The 16,875-nt window shown below is 51.1% G+C and carries 11 protein-coding genes and 2 tRNA genes; 1 reads left to right on the top strand and 12 read right to left on the bottom strand.

Annotated features, from left to right (window positions below; translation table 11 throughout):
- Positions 1 to 382: 382 nt before the first annotated feature.
- The 11 genes from H9X86_RS10055 to glgB form a co-directional block, all read right to left on the bottom strand.
- Positions 383 to 467, bottom strand: a tRNA-Leu gene (locus tag H9X86_RS10055).
- A 49-nt stretch (positions 468 to 516) separates the two neighbouring features.
- Positions 517 to 2,691, bottom strand: coding sequence for a polyphosphate kinase 1 (gene ppk1, locus H9X86_RS10050; protein WP_243416917.1), 2,175 nt, complete (start codon positions 2,689 to 2,691; stop codon positions 517 to 519).
- The gene (locus H9X86_RS10045; protein WP_204901395.1) at positions 2,664 to 3,563 is read right to left on the bottom strand and encodes a Ppx/GppA phosphatase family protein; all 900 of its coding nucleotides are present in this window, start codon (positions 3,561 to 3,563) and stop codon (positions 2,664 to 2,666) included. The genes ppk1 and H9X86_RS10045 overlap by 28 nt, the downstream gene beginning before the upstream one ends.
- Before the next feature lie 176 nt (positions 3,564 to 3,739).
- Complete coding sequence (locus H9X86_RS10040) at positions 3,740 to 5,002, bottom strand: glucose-6-phosphate isomerase (protein WP_204901394.1); 1,263 nt, start codon at positions 5,000 to 5,002, stop codon at positions 3,740 to 3,742.
- A 43-nt stretch (positions 5,003 to 5,045) separates the two neighbouring features.
- On the bottom strand, positions 5,046 to 5,957 hold the full coding sequence (locus H9X86_RS10035; protein WP_204901393.1) for an ROK family glucokinase: 912 nt from the start codon (positions 5,955 to 5,957) through the stop codon (positions 5,046 to 5,048).
- 12 nt (positions 5,958 to 5,969) lie between these two features.
- Positions 5,970 to 7,805 carry a glycoside hydrolase family 13 protein gene (locus tag H9X86_RS10030; protein WP_204901392.1) on the bottom strand — a complete coding sequence of 612 codons (1,836 nt, stop codon included), beginning with the start codon at positions 7,803 to 7,805 and terminating at the stop codon, positions 5,970 to 5,972.
- A gap of 34 nt (positions 7,806 to 7,839) precedes the next feature.
- A complete protein-coding gene (locus H9X86_RS10025) occupies positions 7,840 to 10,245 on the bottom strand; it encodes a glycogen/starch/alpha-glucan phosphorylase (protein WP_204901391.1) in 2,406 nt (801 codons plus the stop codon).
- A gap of 115 nt (positions 10,246 to 10,360) precedes the next feature.
- On the bottom strand, positions 10,361 to 11,791 hold the full coding sequence (gene glgA, locus H9X86_RS10020; protein ID WP_204901390.1) for a glycogen synthase GlgA: 1,431 nt from the start codon (positions 11,789 to 11,791) through the stop codon (positions 10,361 to 10,363).
- Entirely contained in the window at positions 11,788 to 12,906 is a 1,119-nt protein-coding gene (gene glgD / locus H9X86_RS10015; RefSeq protein WP_204901389.1) for a glucose-1-phosphate adenylyltransferase subunit GlgD, read from the bottom strand. The genes glgA and glgD overlap by 4 nt, the downstream gene beginning before the upstream one ends.
- Before the next feature lie 15 nt (positions 12,907 to 12,921).
- Positions 12,922 to 14,109: a glucose-1-phosphate adenylyltransferase gene (locus H9X86_RS10010; RefSeq protein ID WP_510186724.1), complete on the bottom strand. Its 1,188-nt coding sequence runs from the start codon at positions 14,107 to 14,109 to the stop codon at positions 12,922 to 12,924.
- A gap of 50 nt (positions 14,110 to 14,159) precedes the next feature.
- Entirely contained in the window at positions 14,160 to 16,142 is a 1,983-nt protein-coding gene (gene glgB, locus H9X86_RS10005; RefSeq protein ID WP_207752641.1) for a 1,4-alpha-glucan branching protein GlgB, read from the bottom strand.
- 302 nt (positions 16,143 to 16,444) lie between these two features.
- Here glgB and H9X86_RS10000 point away from each other — a divergent pair.
- Positions 16,445 to 16,533 (top strand) — tRNA-Ser (locus H9X86_RS10000).
- Between the two features lie 149 nt (positions 16,534 to 16,682).
- Here the strand turns inward: H9X86_RS10000 and H9X86_RS09995 are convergent.
- On the bottom strand, positions 16,683 to 16,875 hold a 193-nt coding region (locus tag H9X86_RS09995), incomplete at its 5' end, for a hypothetical protein (RefSeq protein WP_204901387.1).

Raw genomic sequence — 16,875 nt, 5'->3', positions numbered from 1 at the left:
ACTCTGCGTAGCTCCTGAAAAAATACTGCTCGATCCATTTTGATTACCTCCTTGGGCTTAGCGCCCTTTTTGAATTTTGCTGGAAATGAAAAAAGGCGCCAATCTGATGGTCAGTCACGACCAACAAATTGACGCCTAGAAACGCTGTATATTCTATTTGGAGAAGAGTAGCGCCCTTTTTGAAACTGCTTTGTTCAAAAAGGGCGCTGTTTGCCTATATCTGTGCCAACGACGGGGGGGAGGGGGGTTCGAGTCCCACCAGTTGGGGGAAACAGGCCGTTGGCATCTATGGAATTTTCGGTGAAATTTTGAGGAGAAAAATCCCGGAAACGGTTGATGCCGTAGGCGTTGCGCCTACGGCATCTATAGTGTTTGGATAACATGGTACGGGTAGTGGGACTCGAACCCACACGAATTGCTTCACGAGAACCTAAATCTCGCATGTCTACCAATTCCATCATACCCGCATGGAGTCGACATTACGAGTATGAAGTATATCACAAAATCAGGTGAAATTCAATACTTTCTTGTGATAGTCCAGGGGAATCGGTCTTTGAGCCGCTGAAGCAAGGAGATTCGAACTTTAGATTTCACAGGGGCTGCAGTAGGCTGCGCTGCTGTGTGTGAGGAAGTGCGCATGAATTCTTCTTGGCTGTTTAGGGGGGAAACAGTGCTGGTTTTTCTCAAATAGCTTCCGTCACTGAGCATGGAACTGGCCTTCACGTTGTCCAGCAACTGGGTTCTAAGAATCCATTCAAGCTGAGATTTCACTTGTGGATCGTCAATGGGACAAGCGATCTCCACCCGACGCAGCAAATTTCGGGTCATCAAATCAGCAGAAGAGATAAAGTACTTGGCTTGCTCTCCACGCCCGAAACAGTAGATACGGGCGTGCTCCAGGTAGCGGCCAACAATACTGGTGACGTGTAAACTCTCTGTTTTACCGGGAATACCGGGTCGGATACAGCAAATGCCTCGGAGGATGAGTTGTACCTCTACACCGGCCTGACTGGCCTGTTGCAACTTGTCAATGATGGCACGTTCTGTCAGGGAGTTTGCCTTGATACAGATGTACCCCTGGTGGCCCAGGATAATCTGCTCGTCAATGTGGTCAATGAGAGCCTGGTGGATACCACGAGGAGAGACAAGAAGACGTTGATACTCTCCGTGCAAGTTGCTCACCAGCATATTACGGAAAAATGCGGTGCCGTCCAAACCAATCTGTTTATCCGCAGTCATGAAGCACAAATCCGTATACATGGCACAGGTTTTTTCGTTGTAGTTTCCTGTACCAATCTGGGTAATGTAGTTCAGACTGTCCCCACGGCGCAAGGTGATCTGACAGATCTTACTGTGACACTTGTAGTCTTCTACGCCGTAAATGACTCGGCATCCAGCCTCTTCCAGAGCTTTAGACCAGGCAATATTGTTGGCCTCGTCAAAGCGAGCCCGCAGTTCCATGAGTACCGTGACCTCTTTGCCGTTCTCTGCCGCCCGGCACAGTATGCGAGCTATTTTGGAGGAGGATGCCAGGCGGTAAATGGTCATCTTGATGGCGATAACGTCCTTGCGCTCGGCGGCCTCCTGGAGCAGTTGAAGGAAGGGGTTGACTGAGTCAAAGGGGTAAAACAGAAGCCTATCCCGCTGCTGAATCTGTTGAATCATGCTCTGCTTGGGATTCAAATCCTCGGGCTGACGGGGTTGATAAGGAGGGAAGAGTAGCTTGCTGGTCATATCAGAAGGCAGCTGACTAATGAGAGGAAAAACATAGCTCATGTTCAGCGGGGAGCGATCCACATACACCTGGTGAGGTTCTAAATCCAAACGCTCTCGCAGCACATCGCTGAAAGTTTCGGACACAGGCCGGGAAAGCTCCAGACGTACCGCTGATTGCTTTCCCCGCAAGTGCAGCAGCTTGCTGACATGGTTTCGGAAATCCTCCTCAGTGGTGTCCTCAAATTTATCCACGTCAAAGCTGATATCAGCGTTACGGGTGACACAGATGACACAGCTGTCCACCACTTTGTATCTCTCAAAGAGAGAGGGGGCCCAGTGCAGCAACATCTCCTCCATGCGTAGATAGCGGCCGCTGGAATTGGGCAGCATCAAAAAGCTGGGCAGGGAAGCGGGGAGGGGGACAAATCCCAAGGAGAGCCGATCCTTTTTCTCCTTCAGCAGAAGAGAGATATACAGCCGCTTTGTTTCCAAATGGGGGAAGGGATGGTGAGAATCCACGATTTGGGGAGACAGGGTGGGAAGTACATTGGCGGCGTAGTACCGGGATACATACTGTTGCTCTGCATCATTGAGTTGATCCATGGGCACGTCTACAATGCCCTCTGTCTCAAGCTGGGTGCAGAGGGTGTCATACAGACGATTCTTCAGGTCAATAAGCGGGGGAATGGTGTCGTAGACACTGCGTAGCTGCTCCAGAGGAGACATACCACTTTTGTTGTCCCGCTCTTTGTTGCCGGAGATGGCGGCGAGATCAAAGAGACTGCCCACCCGGATCATAAAGAATTCGTCCAAATTGCTGGTAAATATGGAGATGAACTTTAATCGCTCCAACAGAGGGACTGTATGATCTGCGGCTTCCTCCAGTACTCTCCGGTTGAATCGCAGCCAGCTCAACTCTCGGTTTTGGGTATATGTGTAATCTTTTTTCATAACTTTGACTGTATTTTCTGGCATAGATATCCCTCCCGCACGCCGTATCTGCTGACGATAACCTCGCTGGCGTCAAAGGTTTTGACGATGTGTCGCAGAATCATCAGACCGGGGATCAGTGTATGCAGCCGCTCAGGTGCCGCTTTCAAAATCAAGTCAGTTGCCGTGCGTTGGTCAGAGCGCAGCAAAGAGAATATCTCATCCAACTGCTGAGCTGTGAATGTTCGGCAAGTTTGAGGGAGCTGGAATACCGTGCGGGCCAGCTTCAATGCTGCCCGGGCAGAGCCGCCCACCGCTGCAATTTGGCCACCGGGAAACTGGCAAGTGGGAAGTTTGCCCAGCTCACGTTTGAGAGCCTTTTCCATTCGTGTATAAGAACCGTTTCCGGGCAAGATGTGTTTCACACAATCTCGATACAGCTTCAAAGAGCCGATGGGAAAGCTGGATGCCTGGTTTATCTGTCCATGTTCAAATTCCACCAGTTCGGTGCTGGCACCACCGATATCTATGAAAAGACCGCTATCCATGGCAGTGTCTTGCATGGCCCCCGCAAAGCCCAGGGTCGCCTCTTCTTCACCGGAGAGCACCTGAATAGGAAAGCCTGCCATTTCGCTTAGCTGTTGGGTGGCCTGCTGGGTGTTGTGAACATTGCGCAGGGAAGCTGTGGCAAAAGCGGAGACGTTGGTGATTTCCAGGTGATCCAGAGTTTTGGCAAAGGAGAGAAGTCCTGCGCCCGCTCTGCGGATACCTTCCTCGGTTAGGGTGCCGTGCTCCATGTAGCTGGCCAATCCTGCCATGATTTTTTCTTTGAACAGGATGGTAAAACTTTCTTTTTCAACAGAATAGACGGTCAGCCGCATGGAGTTAGAACCAATATCAATGATTGCATACTTCATAGATATCCTCCTATTGAATCCCAATGTATATCATGCCCATAAGAGAAGGACATGACACACCACTCATATCAGCTTACAAAAGTTGTGTAAGGATTTCCTGTCGAATTGTGTAAAGAATTTGTAAAAAACTCCTCTGGCCAACATGGTGTGGCCAGAGGAGTTGAAAAGGGATCAGATTAGGGACGACCCAGAAGAGCGAACATATTCTTCTTGTAGGCCTCCACGCCGGGCTGGTTGAAGGGGTTGACCTTCAGCACGTGGCCGCTGATGCCACAGGAGAGCTCGAAGAAGTAGAACAGCTCACCCAGTGTGCGGGCATCCATCTTGGGGCTGCGCAGCACCATGGCAGGGGCGCCGCCGTCGTGGTGGGCAGCCAGGGTGCCCTGGAAGGCCATCTCACGCACAAAGCTCAATGGCTTGCCTGCCAGGTAGTTGAGATTGTCGCCATCATCCTCGCAGTGAGGAACGGCCACATCACAGCCGGTGTCATCCACATAAAGGACAGTCTCGAACAGGATGCGCTCGCCGTCCTGGATATACTGACCCATGGAGTGCAGGTCGGTGGTCAACTGAACGCTGGCGGGGAAGATACCCAGACCATCCTTGCCTTCGGACTCGCCAAAGAGCTGCTTGAGCCACTCACCGAAGAATGTGTAGGAGGGCTCGTAGTTGCAGAAGATTTCGATCTTCTTGCCCTGACGATAGAGCAGGTTGCGGGCGGCAACGTACTGCCACACGGGGTTCTCCATGGAGCGCAGGTCATACTTTTCCATGGCCTCGGCTGCACCAGCCATCAACTCGTTGATGTCGGTGCCGGACACAGCGATGGGCAGCAGGCCCACGGCAGTGAGCACGGAGAAGCGGCCACCGACCTCGTCGGGAATGACGAAGGTTTCCCAGCCGTTCTTGTCGGCCACAGACTTCAGGGCGCCACGAGCCTTGTCGGTGGTGGCATAGATACGGCTGTTAGCCTCCTGGCCGTACTGCTTCTCCAGCATCTCACGGAAGATGCGGAACGCCACCGCGGGCTCGATGGTGCCGCCGGACTTGGAGATGACGTTGATGGACCAGTTGCGGCCAGCGATGCGATCTGTTACCTTTTTAATTTCATTGGGGCTGAGGGAGCAGCCTACGAAACAGATCTCAGGGCCATTGGAGGGGAAGATCTCAAGGGCAGTACGGGCACCCAGATAGGAGCCGCCGATGCCAATGACCACCATAACGTCGGAGTCAGAGCGGATCTTTTCTGCCGCCTTGAGGATGCGGGCGAATTCCTCCTTGTTGTAGGCTTCGGGCAGACGGACCCAGCCGGTGAAGTCAGAACCAGGAGCGGTGCTGTCATACAGCTTGGCATGAGCTGCCTTTACCTCGTCGGTCATGGCAGCAATCTGTTCCTGAGAGACAAATCCATCCAGATGAGACAAATCTAATTTCAGCATAGCTATACACTCCTTGTGTTATGTGTTTTACCCTTTTCGGGGGTTAACCTTGGTAGAAAAACAGACCAGCACCGCCATAAATGCCGGCATTGTTGCCCAACTGCGCCAGAGCGAAGGTGGCCTGTCGGGCGGGGGAGAAGACGTTCTCCCGGTATGCAGCAACCACAGGATCCATGAGAATGGAACCAGCGGCGGACACCCCGCCTCCAATGATGAAAATCTCGGGATTTACGATACAACCGATCATTGCGGTGGCAACACCCAGGGATCGAGCAGCAGTGTTGACAACATCCAGAGCCTGCTGGTTGCCTTCAGCGGCAGCGTCAAACACGTCCTTAGCGGTGACGCTATCCATCTCCCGGAAGGGAGAAAATTCTCTGGCGGCCCGGATGATACCTGTGGCAGAGGCAGTGACTTCCAGACAGCCAAACTTCCCGCAGGAGCACTGCCAGTCACGATGGAAACTCATGGGCATATGACCGGCTTCACCGGCGGCACCGTTGGCACCAGAAATGATTTGGCCATTGGCAATGATGCCACAGCCGATGCCGGTACCGACAGTGAGCATTGCCATGCTCTTACGGCCCTTGGCAGCACCATGCCACAGCTCACCCAACGCAGCAAGGTTGGCGTCGTTTTCCACCTTTACCACCAGGCCAGTGCGACTGGACAGTTCGGTGGCCACGTTGATATCGCCCCAACCCAGGTTGACACAACCCTTGACCTGCTCTTGGTTGAATACAGGACCAGGCACACCAACACCGGCGCCTACAAAGGCACAGTCGTCATATTGAGACTTTACCTGCTGAATTTCCGCAGCGATCCGGTCAAACATGGCCGCCGGATCACGGGGAGATGGAAATTCGCTTTTGTGGAGCAGGGGACCGTCGCTGTCTACCAGCCCCAGCTTGACGGAAGTACCACCAATGTCCACGCCAAAACAGACTTGCTTCATTTCGCTCAACTCCTATTCTATCATGATTGCCGCACCCCAGGGCTCCAAATGCAGCAGCCGCTTATCTTTGCTGGCATGGGATTGATAGAGCAACTGACCGGTAATGGGGATGCTCACTGGATCATTTCCGCCATTGACAAAGGTGTGAATGTGCTGATGGGCCATGGTACGCACAAAATGAATCACGGTTTCGTTTGGATTGTCGAAAGAAATATTGCCTTCCTTGAGGGCAGAATATTGCGTTTTCAGCTTTGTCAGCATTTTATAAGCCTGCTGCAAATCTTTTGCCTCGTGCCCCCAAGGGAAACAGCGGCGGTTGAAAGGATCCTCAAAGCCCTCAAGCCCTGCCTCGTCTCCATAGTAGATACACGGCATACCAGGCAGAGTAAACTGTAAGACGGCTGCGGCACATTCCCGCCGGATGGCCCAAAGTTTCGCATCGTCACTGAGAAAACGATTGGCCTTTTCCTGCTTAGAACCCTCAAAGGAGTCGCCCAAAAGGGTGAGAATGCGTGGCGTATCATGGGTGGAAAGACTGTTCATCAAGCAGTGAAGAACTTCTTGAGGATAATGCTCAACCACAGAAAGAATAGCTGAGCGGAAACAATTAGAGTCCGGATGCGCCATAAAAGACAGGATAGCGCTGCGGAAGGGGTAGTTCATCACGGAATCCAACTCTCCGTCAGAGAAATATTTCCGCCTTGCACCGTAACTAATCTTGTTGGAGGCATCTTCCCACACCTCGCCCAGAAGCAATGCGTCTGGTTTGATGGCCTTGAGATGCTTGCGGAAGAGGGCAATGAAGGAGTCAGGTAATTCGTCTGCCACATCCAAGCGGAAGCCGTCGGCACCCAGCCCTAACCAGTGAGCAATGACGCTGTTGGCCCCAGTGATGATATATTCCAGATAGCCGGGATCCATCTCATTGACACAGGGGAGGGTATCAATGCCCCACCAAGAGGTGTAGCGGTTGGGATACTGCTGGAAGTCGAACCAACTGCGAAAGGGTGAGTTAGGGTCGCTGAGTGCGCCGTGGCCAAAAACATGATTCCGATCAAAATAGACGCTGTTGCTCCCTGTATGCGAGAAGACCCCGTCCAGAATTACCTTCATGCCCAACTTATGAGCCTCACTGCACAGAGCGGAAAAATCCGACTCTGTGCCCAGCATGGGGTCAGGACGCATATAGTTGGCTGTATCATAGCGGTGATTGGAAAAAGCCATGGAGACAGGGTTGAGATAGATGACATCTACATGAAGCTCTTTCAGGTAGGACAGCTTTTCACGAATCCCACGGAAATTCCCGCCAAAAAAGTCATTATTCAGAACTTCACCATGGTCGTTAGGCAGAAAGTGAGGGGTGTCCTCCCAATTCTCATGCACCCAGTAAGGCTGCAACTTATCGCTGAGGTCACAGGTGCCGGAGCGATAAAAACGATCAGGGAAGATCTGATACATCACTGCGCCGGCATAGGCAACAGGGGGATGGAAGTCCGCAGGATAGCAGGTTAGCTGCCACAGATCCCCCTGATTATTGCTGGTGTCAGATTCACCGTTACGGAACACATGAAACGGGCCCTGGGTGCCCTGGCAGCAGAAGTGATAAAAATACAGTCCGCATCGAGAGAGTGAGAACTGGGTCTTATAAATCTGATAACCATCCCGGGTACCCGTCAGCTCAAAGGACACCCGCATTCCATAGGAGGTGTCGGTGGTCAAAATGACATCCACGCCGGTAACGGAATAGTACTCAGGCACCTTTACTGTCAAATGGCAGGGCTGATTTTCCCGCAAACAACCAAAAGGGGTCTTATATTCTTCTAACAGACAATTATAAGCGATGTTCATCCAACAAAACTCCAGACAATGAGGAAAGATAAGATCACTTCAAGTGCCAAATGTTTTTGGCGTATTCAGTAACTGCGCGATCGGCAGAGAAAAGGCCTGCCTTGGCGATGTTAACCAGAGACATATTGGTGAATCGGCGCTGATCGCCATACAGGGCAGAGACGTCGTTTTGAGCCCGAACGTAGTCGTGGAAGTCGGCCAAATTCATATAGGGATCGGCAGGGCCACGATGGTTCGTAATCAGGGAATTGACGATATCGTCAAAATGCATATTGGAGAACCCAGTGCGGAGCAAATCCATCACCGCCTGGAGCTGAGGGTCGTTGTGGATATACTCCAGAGGATTATAGCCTCGATGCCACAGCTCATTGACTTCGGGTGTACGCAGGCCGAAGAGAACAATATTCTCATCACCCACTTGCTCCCGAATTTCCACGTTGGCACCGTCCAGAGTGCCCAGGGTGACGGCACCGTTAATCATCAGCTTCATGTTGCCGGTGCCGCTGGCCTCCTTGCCGGCGATGGAAATCTGCTCAGAAATTTCTGCGGCAGGGATGATCTTCTCGGCCAAGGTGACGTTGTAGTCCTCCATGAAGACAACCTTCAGCTTGTCACGCACCACAGGGTCAGAGTTTACCATACGGGACACAGCGCAGATGAGCTGAATGATCTGCTTGGCCATGATATAGCCCGCAGAGGCTTTGGCGGCAAAAATAAAGGTACGAGGCTGGAACGGGGCGTTGGGATTATTTTTGATTTCCAGATACATATGAAGAATCTGAAGCACATTGAGCAGCTGACGCTTGTACTCATGCAGACGCTTGATCTGAACGTCAAACAGGGAGTTGGGATCCACCTGAATGCCATTGCGCTGCAAAATCAAATCACTGAGTCGTTGCTTATTGGCAAGTTTGATTTCCTGCAAGCGACTGAGCACGCTGGTATCATCGTGATACTTCATCAGTTTTTCCAATTCTCTGGAATCCTTGACAAATCCATCGCCAATCAATTCCTTAAGCAGGGCGGTAAGATCGGGGTTGGACTGACACAGCCAGCGGCGGTATGCGATCCCGTTGGTTACATTGAGGAATCTCTGGGGCTTCATCTGGTAATAGTCCCGGAAAATACTGTTCTCGAGGATCTCGGTGTGCAGCTTGGACACACCGTTGATCTTGTGGCAGGCAGCCAGGCACAGGTTGGCCATGCGGATCTCTCCGTTGGCGATAACAGCCATATAGTTAATCTTACCCATATCGTTTCCGTATCTGGAGCGGAGATCCTCCACCAGGCGGCGGTTGATCTCACACACAATTTGGTAGACCCGGGGCATCTGTTCAGCGAAAAGACTTTCACTCCAGCGCTCCAGCGCCTCGCTCATGACTGTGTGATTGGTGTAGGACAGAGTATTGCAGGTGATTCCCCAGGCTTCGTCCCATCCGTACTCGTACTCGTCCACCAAAAGGCGCATCAGTTCAGGCACACACAGGGCGGGATGAGTATCGTTGATGTGAATGGAAACCTGATCCGCCAGATTGTCCAGGTTAGGATTGTTGCGCAGATGCTTGCGCAGAATGGTCTGTAAAGATGCAGACACCAACAAGTACTGCTGGCGCAGGCGCAGCCGTTTACCGGCAATGTGATCATCCGCAGGGTAGAGAACCTTGGAGATGACCTCAGCCATCGTATCTCCCTCCAGGGCCTTGGCATAGTCACCACGGGAGAAAGCGGACATATCAAAACTGCGGGGAGACTTAGCACTCCACAAAACCAGCTTATTGACGGCCTGGGTATCGTGGCCGGAAATATACATATCGTTGGGAACGGCCATGACAGATTGGTAGTTCACATGTGCTACACGGTATTTGCCATTGTCGTTCCATCCCCGGGCTTCACCACCGAATTTGACTTCCACAGCCTCGTCCTCTCGGGGCACCAGCCACACATCACCCATGGTCAGCCAGTCATCGGGAAATTCCATCTGCCAACCATCGATGATTTTCTGCTTGAAGATACCAAACTCATAGCGGATGGAATAGCCGGTGCAGGGAATACCCAGCGTGGTGGCGGAGTCCATATAGCAGGAGGCCAAACGGCCCAAACCGCCGTTGCCCAGACCTGCGTCAGGCTCCATTTCATATAGGTCATGGATATCGATTCCGCACTTATCAAGCGCCTGGGTGAATAGTTCCTCCAGCCCCAAGTTATACAAATTGTTTCTCAGGGAGGTGCCAACCAAAAACTCCATGGACATATAGTATACTTGCTTGTTTTGTTCTTTTTGGGTTTTACGGTTGAACTGCGTGTTCTTTTCCATCAACATCTCATTGACGAGGTAGCAGAGACTGCGGTAGATCTGCTGGGGAGAGGCGGTGTCTGAGTGACAGCCATAGCGGCGCAACAAGGTCTCTTCCAGTTTTTCGATAATCTGTTTCTGATCCATGTAAACTGAACTCCTCTGATGTGGATCTTATGATCCCAAAGATTTGAAAACCGTGTTACCGTGTATGACCACAGCCTGCAAAGCGGGCTGTGGTCAACAGGATAACACGGTTGTATTATAACATGGATCGATAGATTTGCCAATACTCCTGGACAGACTGTTTCCAGGAACTATCAAATTTCATGTCATTTTTTTGCAGCGTCTTCCAACGCTTTTTGTCGTGAAACAGAGCTGCGCCTCGCCGGATTGCATCCAACATATCATGCGCATTGTAGCTCTTAAAGGTCAAGCCACGCCCTTCCATAGACTCGGGATTGAATGCGGGTACGGTATCATACAAGCCGCCAGTTTCCCGGACAATGGGAATGGTTCCATAACGCATGGCGATGAGTTGGGTGAGGCCACAGGGCTCCTGTTTAGAGGGCATAAGCACTAAGTCACCGGCGGCGTAGGTCTCATGAGCCAGTTTGTTATCAAAGATGATGTTGGCGGACATTTTTTCTGGGAAACGGGAGGCATAGTGGCGGAACATATCCTCATACCACTGCTCCCCGGTGCCAATTACCACCAGTTGGATGTCTTCTTCCATCAGGTCTTCCATCACTGCCTGTACAAGATCCAGGCCTTTGTGGGATGCCAGGCGAGTAATCATGATGACCATAGGCACATCATCTCGAACCGCTAAACCCAGCCTCTTCTGAAGTGCCTTCTTGTTTTGCGCCTTTTTGGACAACTGATCGGGGGAATAGTTCACCGGAATGAGCGGATCGGTCTCGGGGTTGAAAACATCTGTGTCGATACCGTTGACAACGCCACTGAGTTTGTAACTGTGGTGGCGGAGGACCCCATCCAAACCATGCGCATAGTAGGGATCTTGAATCTCGGTTGCATAGGTGCGTGAGACAGTGCTGACGCGATCAGAGACCAAAATCCCGGCCTTCATCATGTTGGTGACTCCGTCAAACTGGGTTGTTCCACGCCAATCCTCCGGCAGGCCAAGCACATCGTCCACAAAAGAGGCAGGGGCTTTGCCCTGATACTCCATATTGTGGATGGTAAAGAGTGTGCGAATAGGCTGATACGCCTCAATGCCCATGTAGAAGGCCCGCAGGAAAACGGGAATCATGGCGGTCTGCCAGTCATTGGCATGGATCACGTCAGGATACCAGTTCAGGTATTGCAAAGACTCCAAAACAGCCTTGGAGAAGAAGGCGAAGCGTTCCCCGTCATCGTAGTAACCATAGGCAGAATCCCGGTAAAAGTAGTACTCATTGTCAATGAAGTAATACTGGAGATTCTTGGTGGTGTCTTTCGCACGGAACACACCGCAATATACGCTGCGCCATGACAAGGGCACCTGGAAACTACAGAGAAACTCGATGTTCCATCTACCGCTGTCCTTGATGGCTTTGTAGTAGGGAATGAAGACAGCTACCTGTGAGTTTTTGTCGCCGCTCAAAGCTTTGGGCAGGGCAGAGGCTACATCACCCAGACCACCCGTTTTTAAGAAGGGAGCTGCTTCACTGGCGGCAAACAAAATCTTCATACTGTGACTCCTTTACGAATAATCACAGGAGCGGTGGACAGGCCCTTCAGCTGGCTTCCGGCGCTGATGGTAGCCCACTTGTCCACGATTACATTTTCCAGCACCGCCCCTTCACCAATGACGCTGCCCTGCATAATGATGCAGTTTTTTACAGTGGCATTCTTGGCCAGACGGACTCCACGGCCAATCACGGAACTTTCTGCATTGCCCTCGAGAATACAGCCGTCAGCAATGATGCAATCGGAGATGCTGCAGTCCATACCATAATGGGAGGGAACCTCGTCGTTAACTCGTGTGTAGATGGGGCGGTCAGGACGGAACAGAGCATCGCTGACGTTCTCGTTCAGCAAAGCCATATTGCTGCTGAAATAGCTCTCAATATCGCTGACCCGCAGTACGGGATCGTTGAAGGGATAGAGGTTGATGGACAACTCGCCAAGATTGAATCGGCTCTGGATGAAGTCCCGCTCCAGGAAGTAAATGCCTCGTGCGGTAAACTCCAAAACCGCATCAATGAGGACCTGACGGTCGATGACCATAATGCTCATACCGCAGTAGTCTCCGGCCTGAGGCACATGATCCAAGGCATAGCTGGTAACCTTCATGTTGTCATCGGCGTGGATGACGGTCTTGTAGGTAGAGTTGTTGCTGAGGTTGTTCTGAGTGGCCACCACAGTGATGTCGCAGCCGCTTTTGATGTGGGACTCCAGAACAGGGCGGAAGTCCATATTGCAAATCACATGGGCATCGGCCATCACCACATAAGGCGAATTATCCTCACGGAGGAAATCCAAAGCGTTACGCAGTTCATCCAGCTTTCCGCGGTTGGCGTGGTTCAGGCTTTCACTGGCATAGGGAGGCAGAATTTGCAGACCGCCGTTTTTGCGGTTCAAATCCCACTCCTGAGTGTTGCCCAGATGAGTCATCAGGGAGTGATAGTGCTGTTTTGCCAGCACGCCCACGCTAGTGATGCCAGAGTTGACCATGTTGGACAGGGCAAAGTCCACCAACCGATAGCGTCCGCCGAAGGGGATGGCAGCCATGTTGCGGTCATGGGTAAAGGCGTTCAGCTCGTCCGAATACATTTCGGAGAAAATAATTCCACACATTTTCATCTTTATATGCCCCCCTTAAACAATTTCCTTGGGTTTGATTACGGTGCCAGAGGGGATGGTCTTCTTATGACCCACCACACTGATACCCCAATCCTCGCCCAAACAATCCTCGGGTCGGGCGCCGATGGTGACATTCTCCTCGATGTCGCACTGCTCGCCAATGATGGCGTAATTCACTGTGCTGCCTTTGCGAACAACGGTATTGGGCATAAGCACCGTACCGCTGACCACTGCGCCTTCTTCTACTACGCAGCCGGTATAAACCACAGAATTCTCCACAGTTCCCTTGATCCGGCAGCCCTCTGTGATAAAGGAATTGGAAACCTTAGAGGTGGAGCTGATCAAAGTAGAGGGGCTGGCATAGTTTCTGGCATAAATCTTAAATTGGGGGTTGCGCATATCCAGAGGATCGTTGGGATCCAACAGATCCATATTGGCATCCCACAAACTGCCCAGGGTACCCACGTCCTTCCAATAGCCCTCAAAGGGGTATGCGTACATGGGACGGCCATCCCGCAGGAAGGCAGGAATGACGTTTTTGCCAAAGTCATTTTGAGACTCAGGGTCGGCCTCATCGGCAATGAGATACTTCTTCAAAGCAGCCCATGTAAAGATGTACACGCCCATGGACGCCTGGTTGCTCTTGGGATGAGCGGGCTTCTCTTCAAAGTCCACAATGGCCTGGTTCTCATCGGTACTCATGATACCCATTCGAGTGGCATCCTCAGCACTGACGGTAATCACAGCGATGGTACACTCAGAACCCTTTTCCTTGTGGAACTGGAGCATCTTGTTGTAATCCATCTTGTAGATGTGGTCACCGGAGAGAATCAGAACATATTCCGGCTGATATCTCTCGATGAAGGGAATGTTCTGATAGATGGCGTTAGCCGTACCTTTATACCACTGATTGTTTTTAGTTTTGGTATAGGGGGGGAGGACATGGGCGCCGCCAAAGTTGCGGTTGAGATCCCACGGCTGACCGTTGCCGATGTAGTCGTTCAACTCCAGGGGCTGATACTGGGTTAGAATACCCACGGTATCAATACCCGAATTGACACAGTTGGAGAGAGAGAAGTCAATGATACGATATTTGCCGCCAAAAGGAACGGCAGGTTTTGCAGTGTTTTCTGTCAGGACGTACAATCTACTGCCTTGGCCACCGGCCAAAAGCATCGAGATACATTCTTTTTTTCGTTCGATCACAGTGAAGCCCCCCTAATTCATCTTTCCTCGCTGGAATGGTGCGATAGTTATTTGCTGGATTTACCTCCAGCAGTTTGCTTTTTGACAGTCCTGGTCTTTTTCACCTTTGCACTGGGCATTGCATCGCTGCCCTTACGGGATTTTTGTGGTGCCTCTCGCTCATAATACACAGTGGAGAGAGGCGGCAACGTCAACTCAATGGAATACTTGAGTCCATGCATGGGTTTCGCTTTTGCCTTTACCGGCTTAAGCGGCGTACCAGTACCGCCGTATTTCACATCATCACTGGACAGAACCGGAATATATGTACCCGCCTTTGCAGCGCCAATGCAATAGTGTTCTCGAGTGACGGGGCAGAAGTTACAGACCACAACCACTTCTTTGCCCTTGCTGTCTACTCTTCGGAAGGAAATCACGCTCTGACTGTCGTCGTCACAGGCAATCCACTGGAAACCATGCCAGTCATTGTCGTTCTGCCACAGGGCAGGGTGGGACAGGTAGAAGTGATTCAAATCACGAACGTAATCTTGCAGCTGACGGTGCTTATCATATTCCAGAAGGAACCAGTCCAGTTCCTTTGTGAAATCCCATTCAATAAATTGACCAAACTCCCCGCCCATGAATACCAGCTTCTTGCCGGGGTGGGTCATCATGTACCCATAGAACGCCCGCAGATTCTGGAACTTCTCATCATAGTCACCGGGCATTTTATTAAGCAGAGAGCACTTTCCGTGTACCACTTCATCGTGGGAGAGTGGGAGAATAAAGTTCTCAGAGAAAGCGTAGGTCAGTGAAAATGTAATGTTGTTATGACGGCCTTTGCGGAACAGAGGATCAGTAGACATATAGTCTAACATATCGTGCATCCAGCCCATGTTCCACTTGAAATTAAAGCCCAAACCCCCGTCATACCCTGGCTTGGTGACCATGGGGAAGGCGGTAGATTCCTCGGCAATAATCAGGGCAGAAGGGGAAAATCCAAAGGCTGCTGCACTCATATCCTGCAGGAATTTCACAGCATCCAGATTGGTATTTCCACCGTACTGGTTGGGTCGCCATTGCCCATCTCGCCGTCCATAGTCCAAATAGAGCATGGAGGCCACCGCGTCCACGCGAATCCCATCCACATGGAACATATCCAACCAGTAGACCACATTGGAGATGAGGAAAGAACGTACCTCATAACGACCATAGTCAAAAATGTGCGTACCCCAATCCGGGTGCTCCTTCCGCAGCGGATCGGAGGGCTCGTAGCAGCACCCACCGTCAAACTCATAGAGCCCCGCTTCATCCTTGGGGAAGTGTGCGCCCACCCAGTCCATGATCACACCAATGCCGGCCTGATGGCAGATGTCCACAAACTGCATAAAGTCCTTCGGCGTGCCGTAACGAGAGGTGGGGGCGTAGTACCCCGTGACCTGATAGCCCCAAGAGGGATCAAAGGGATACTCACTGATAGGAAGCAGTTCGATGTGGGTGTACCCCATATCTTTGACGTATTTCACCAAATCATTGGCGTACTCCACATAAGTCATGGGATTGCCGTCGGCGTGCTTGCGCCAAGATCCTAAATGGAGTTCATAGATGTTGATGGGGCTGGTCAAAGGGTCGTGCTTGTCCCGCTGAGCACGATACTCTGCATCTGTCCACGCAAAACCCTCCAGATCATAAATCTTACTGGCGGTTTCAGGGCGGGTGCAAGTGTGGAAGCCGTAGGGGTCACTCTTAAACACAAAGCTCCCATCAGGGCGTTCAATATAGTATTTGTATTCGTCATATGGCTGCGCATCGGGCACAAATTGCTCCCAAATTCCATGAGCAAGCTGTACCATGATGGGTGCATCCACATCCCAGTCGTTAAATCTCCCCAGAACCCGGACTGACAGGGCATGGGGGGCCCATACACGGAACACATAGCCTTCTTTGCCAGCCCGTACTTCACGGTGACAACCCATGAAGCGATAAGCATCGCAACAGGTTCCGGAACTAAATCGGGCAATGGCATCTTTGAGGTAATTAGTCTGATTCAAGATAAATGCCTCCCATTTCCGCTCACAACTTTCGTGGTGGTAATGTGTTGGTACGATTTGTGATTTTCATTATACTGCCATTGGGGTATAAAGTCAAGATGCACAAAAATACAAAACCCGACACCTATACTTTTAGTATACAATGTGTTTTTTGTATCAAGAAACGATTACAGGCACAAAGGAAATACTAGAAAAATTACCAGTATATTACTATAATGCCCTTCTCAAAAAAATGACATTGACTTTTTCAATAAAATCAGGTATTTTATATTAGCTGTTGCCAGTCAAGAATTGACATTGATGGAGACGTATCGAAGTGGTCATAACGAGCCTGACTCGAAATCAGGTAGCCCGCAAGGGCTCGTGGGTTCGAATCCCACCGTCTCCGCCACGCCGGAGCGAAGTCCGCTTTGCTCCGGCTTATTTTTTGTCTGCGACAGAAATAAGCCATCCAACCGCTCCCTTGCTCCTCCTTTTTCGCAAAAAGTCTCGCTTGGCGTCCTGTTAAGTTGCAAGCACCCTCACGACGGCTCGCTGTCGCTACCAACTTTTTGCGAGTTGCGAGAGGTTAAATCCCTCCTTCGGAAAGCGGAAAATATCTTTTTCATAGTCCTTATACAAAACAAAAGGATGTGTCGCAAAACGTAAGTTTTGTGGCACATCCTTTTTTACTCTCAACAGCAAAAACGAATCCAGTATGTGGAACTTCCGCAGCGTTTTGGGCATGCAAAAG

Source organism: Pseudoflavonifractor capillosus, from assembly GCF_016902575.1.
Taxonomy (GTDB): Bacteria; Bacillota; Clostridia; order Oscillospirales; family Oscillospiraceae; genus Enterenecus; species Enterenecus capillosus_A.
The sequence above is the reverse complement of the archived record's forward strand: the minus strand, read 5'-3'. Positions and strand labels throughout refer to the sequence as shown.

Coding starts and splice junctions, on each gene's coding strand:
- glgA (WP_204901390.1), bottom strand. CDS start 11,791: ATGAAGATTTTGTTTGCCGCCAGTGAAGCAGCTCCCTTCTTAAAAACG.
- H9X86_RS10035 (WP_204901393.1), bottom strand. CDS start 5,957: ATGAAGCAAGTCTGTTTTGGCGTGGACATTGGTGGTACTTCCGTCAAG.
- H9X86_RS10040 (WP_204901394.1), bottom strand. CDS start 5,002: ATGCTGAAATTAGATTTGTCTCATCTGGATGGATTTGTCTCTCAGGAA.
- H9X86_RS10025 (WP_204901391.1), bottom strand. CDS start 10,245: ATGGATCAGAAACAGATTATCGAAAAACTGGAAGAGACCTTGTTGCGC.
- H9X86_RS10045 (WP_204901395.1), bottom strand. CDS start 3,563: ATGAAGTATGCAATCATTGATATTGGTTCTAACTCCATGCGGCTGACC.
- glgD (WP_204901389.1), bottom strand. CDS start 12,906: ATGAAAATGTGTGGAATTATTTTCTCCGAAATGTATTCGGACGAGCTG.
- ppk1 (WP_243416917.1), bottom strand. CDS start 2,691: ATGCCAGAAAATACAGTCAAAGTTATGAAAAAAGATTACACATATACC.
- H9X86_RS10030 (WP_204901392.1), bottom strand. CDS start 7,805: ATGAACATCGCTTATAATTGTCTGTTAGAAGAATATAAGACCCCTTTT.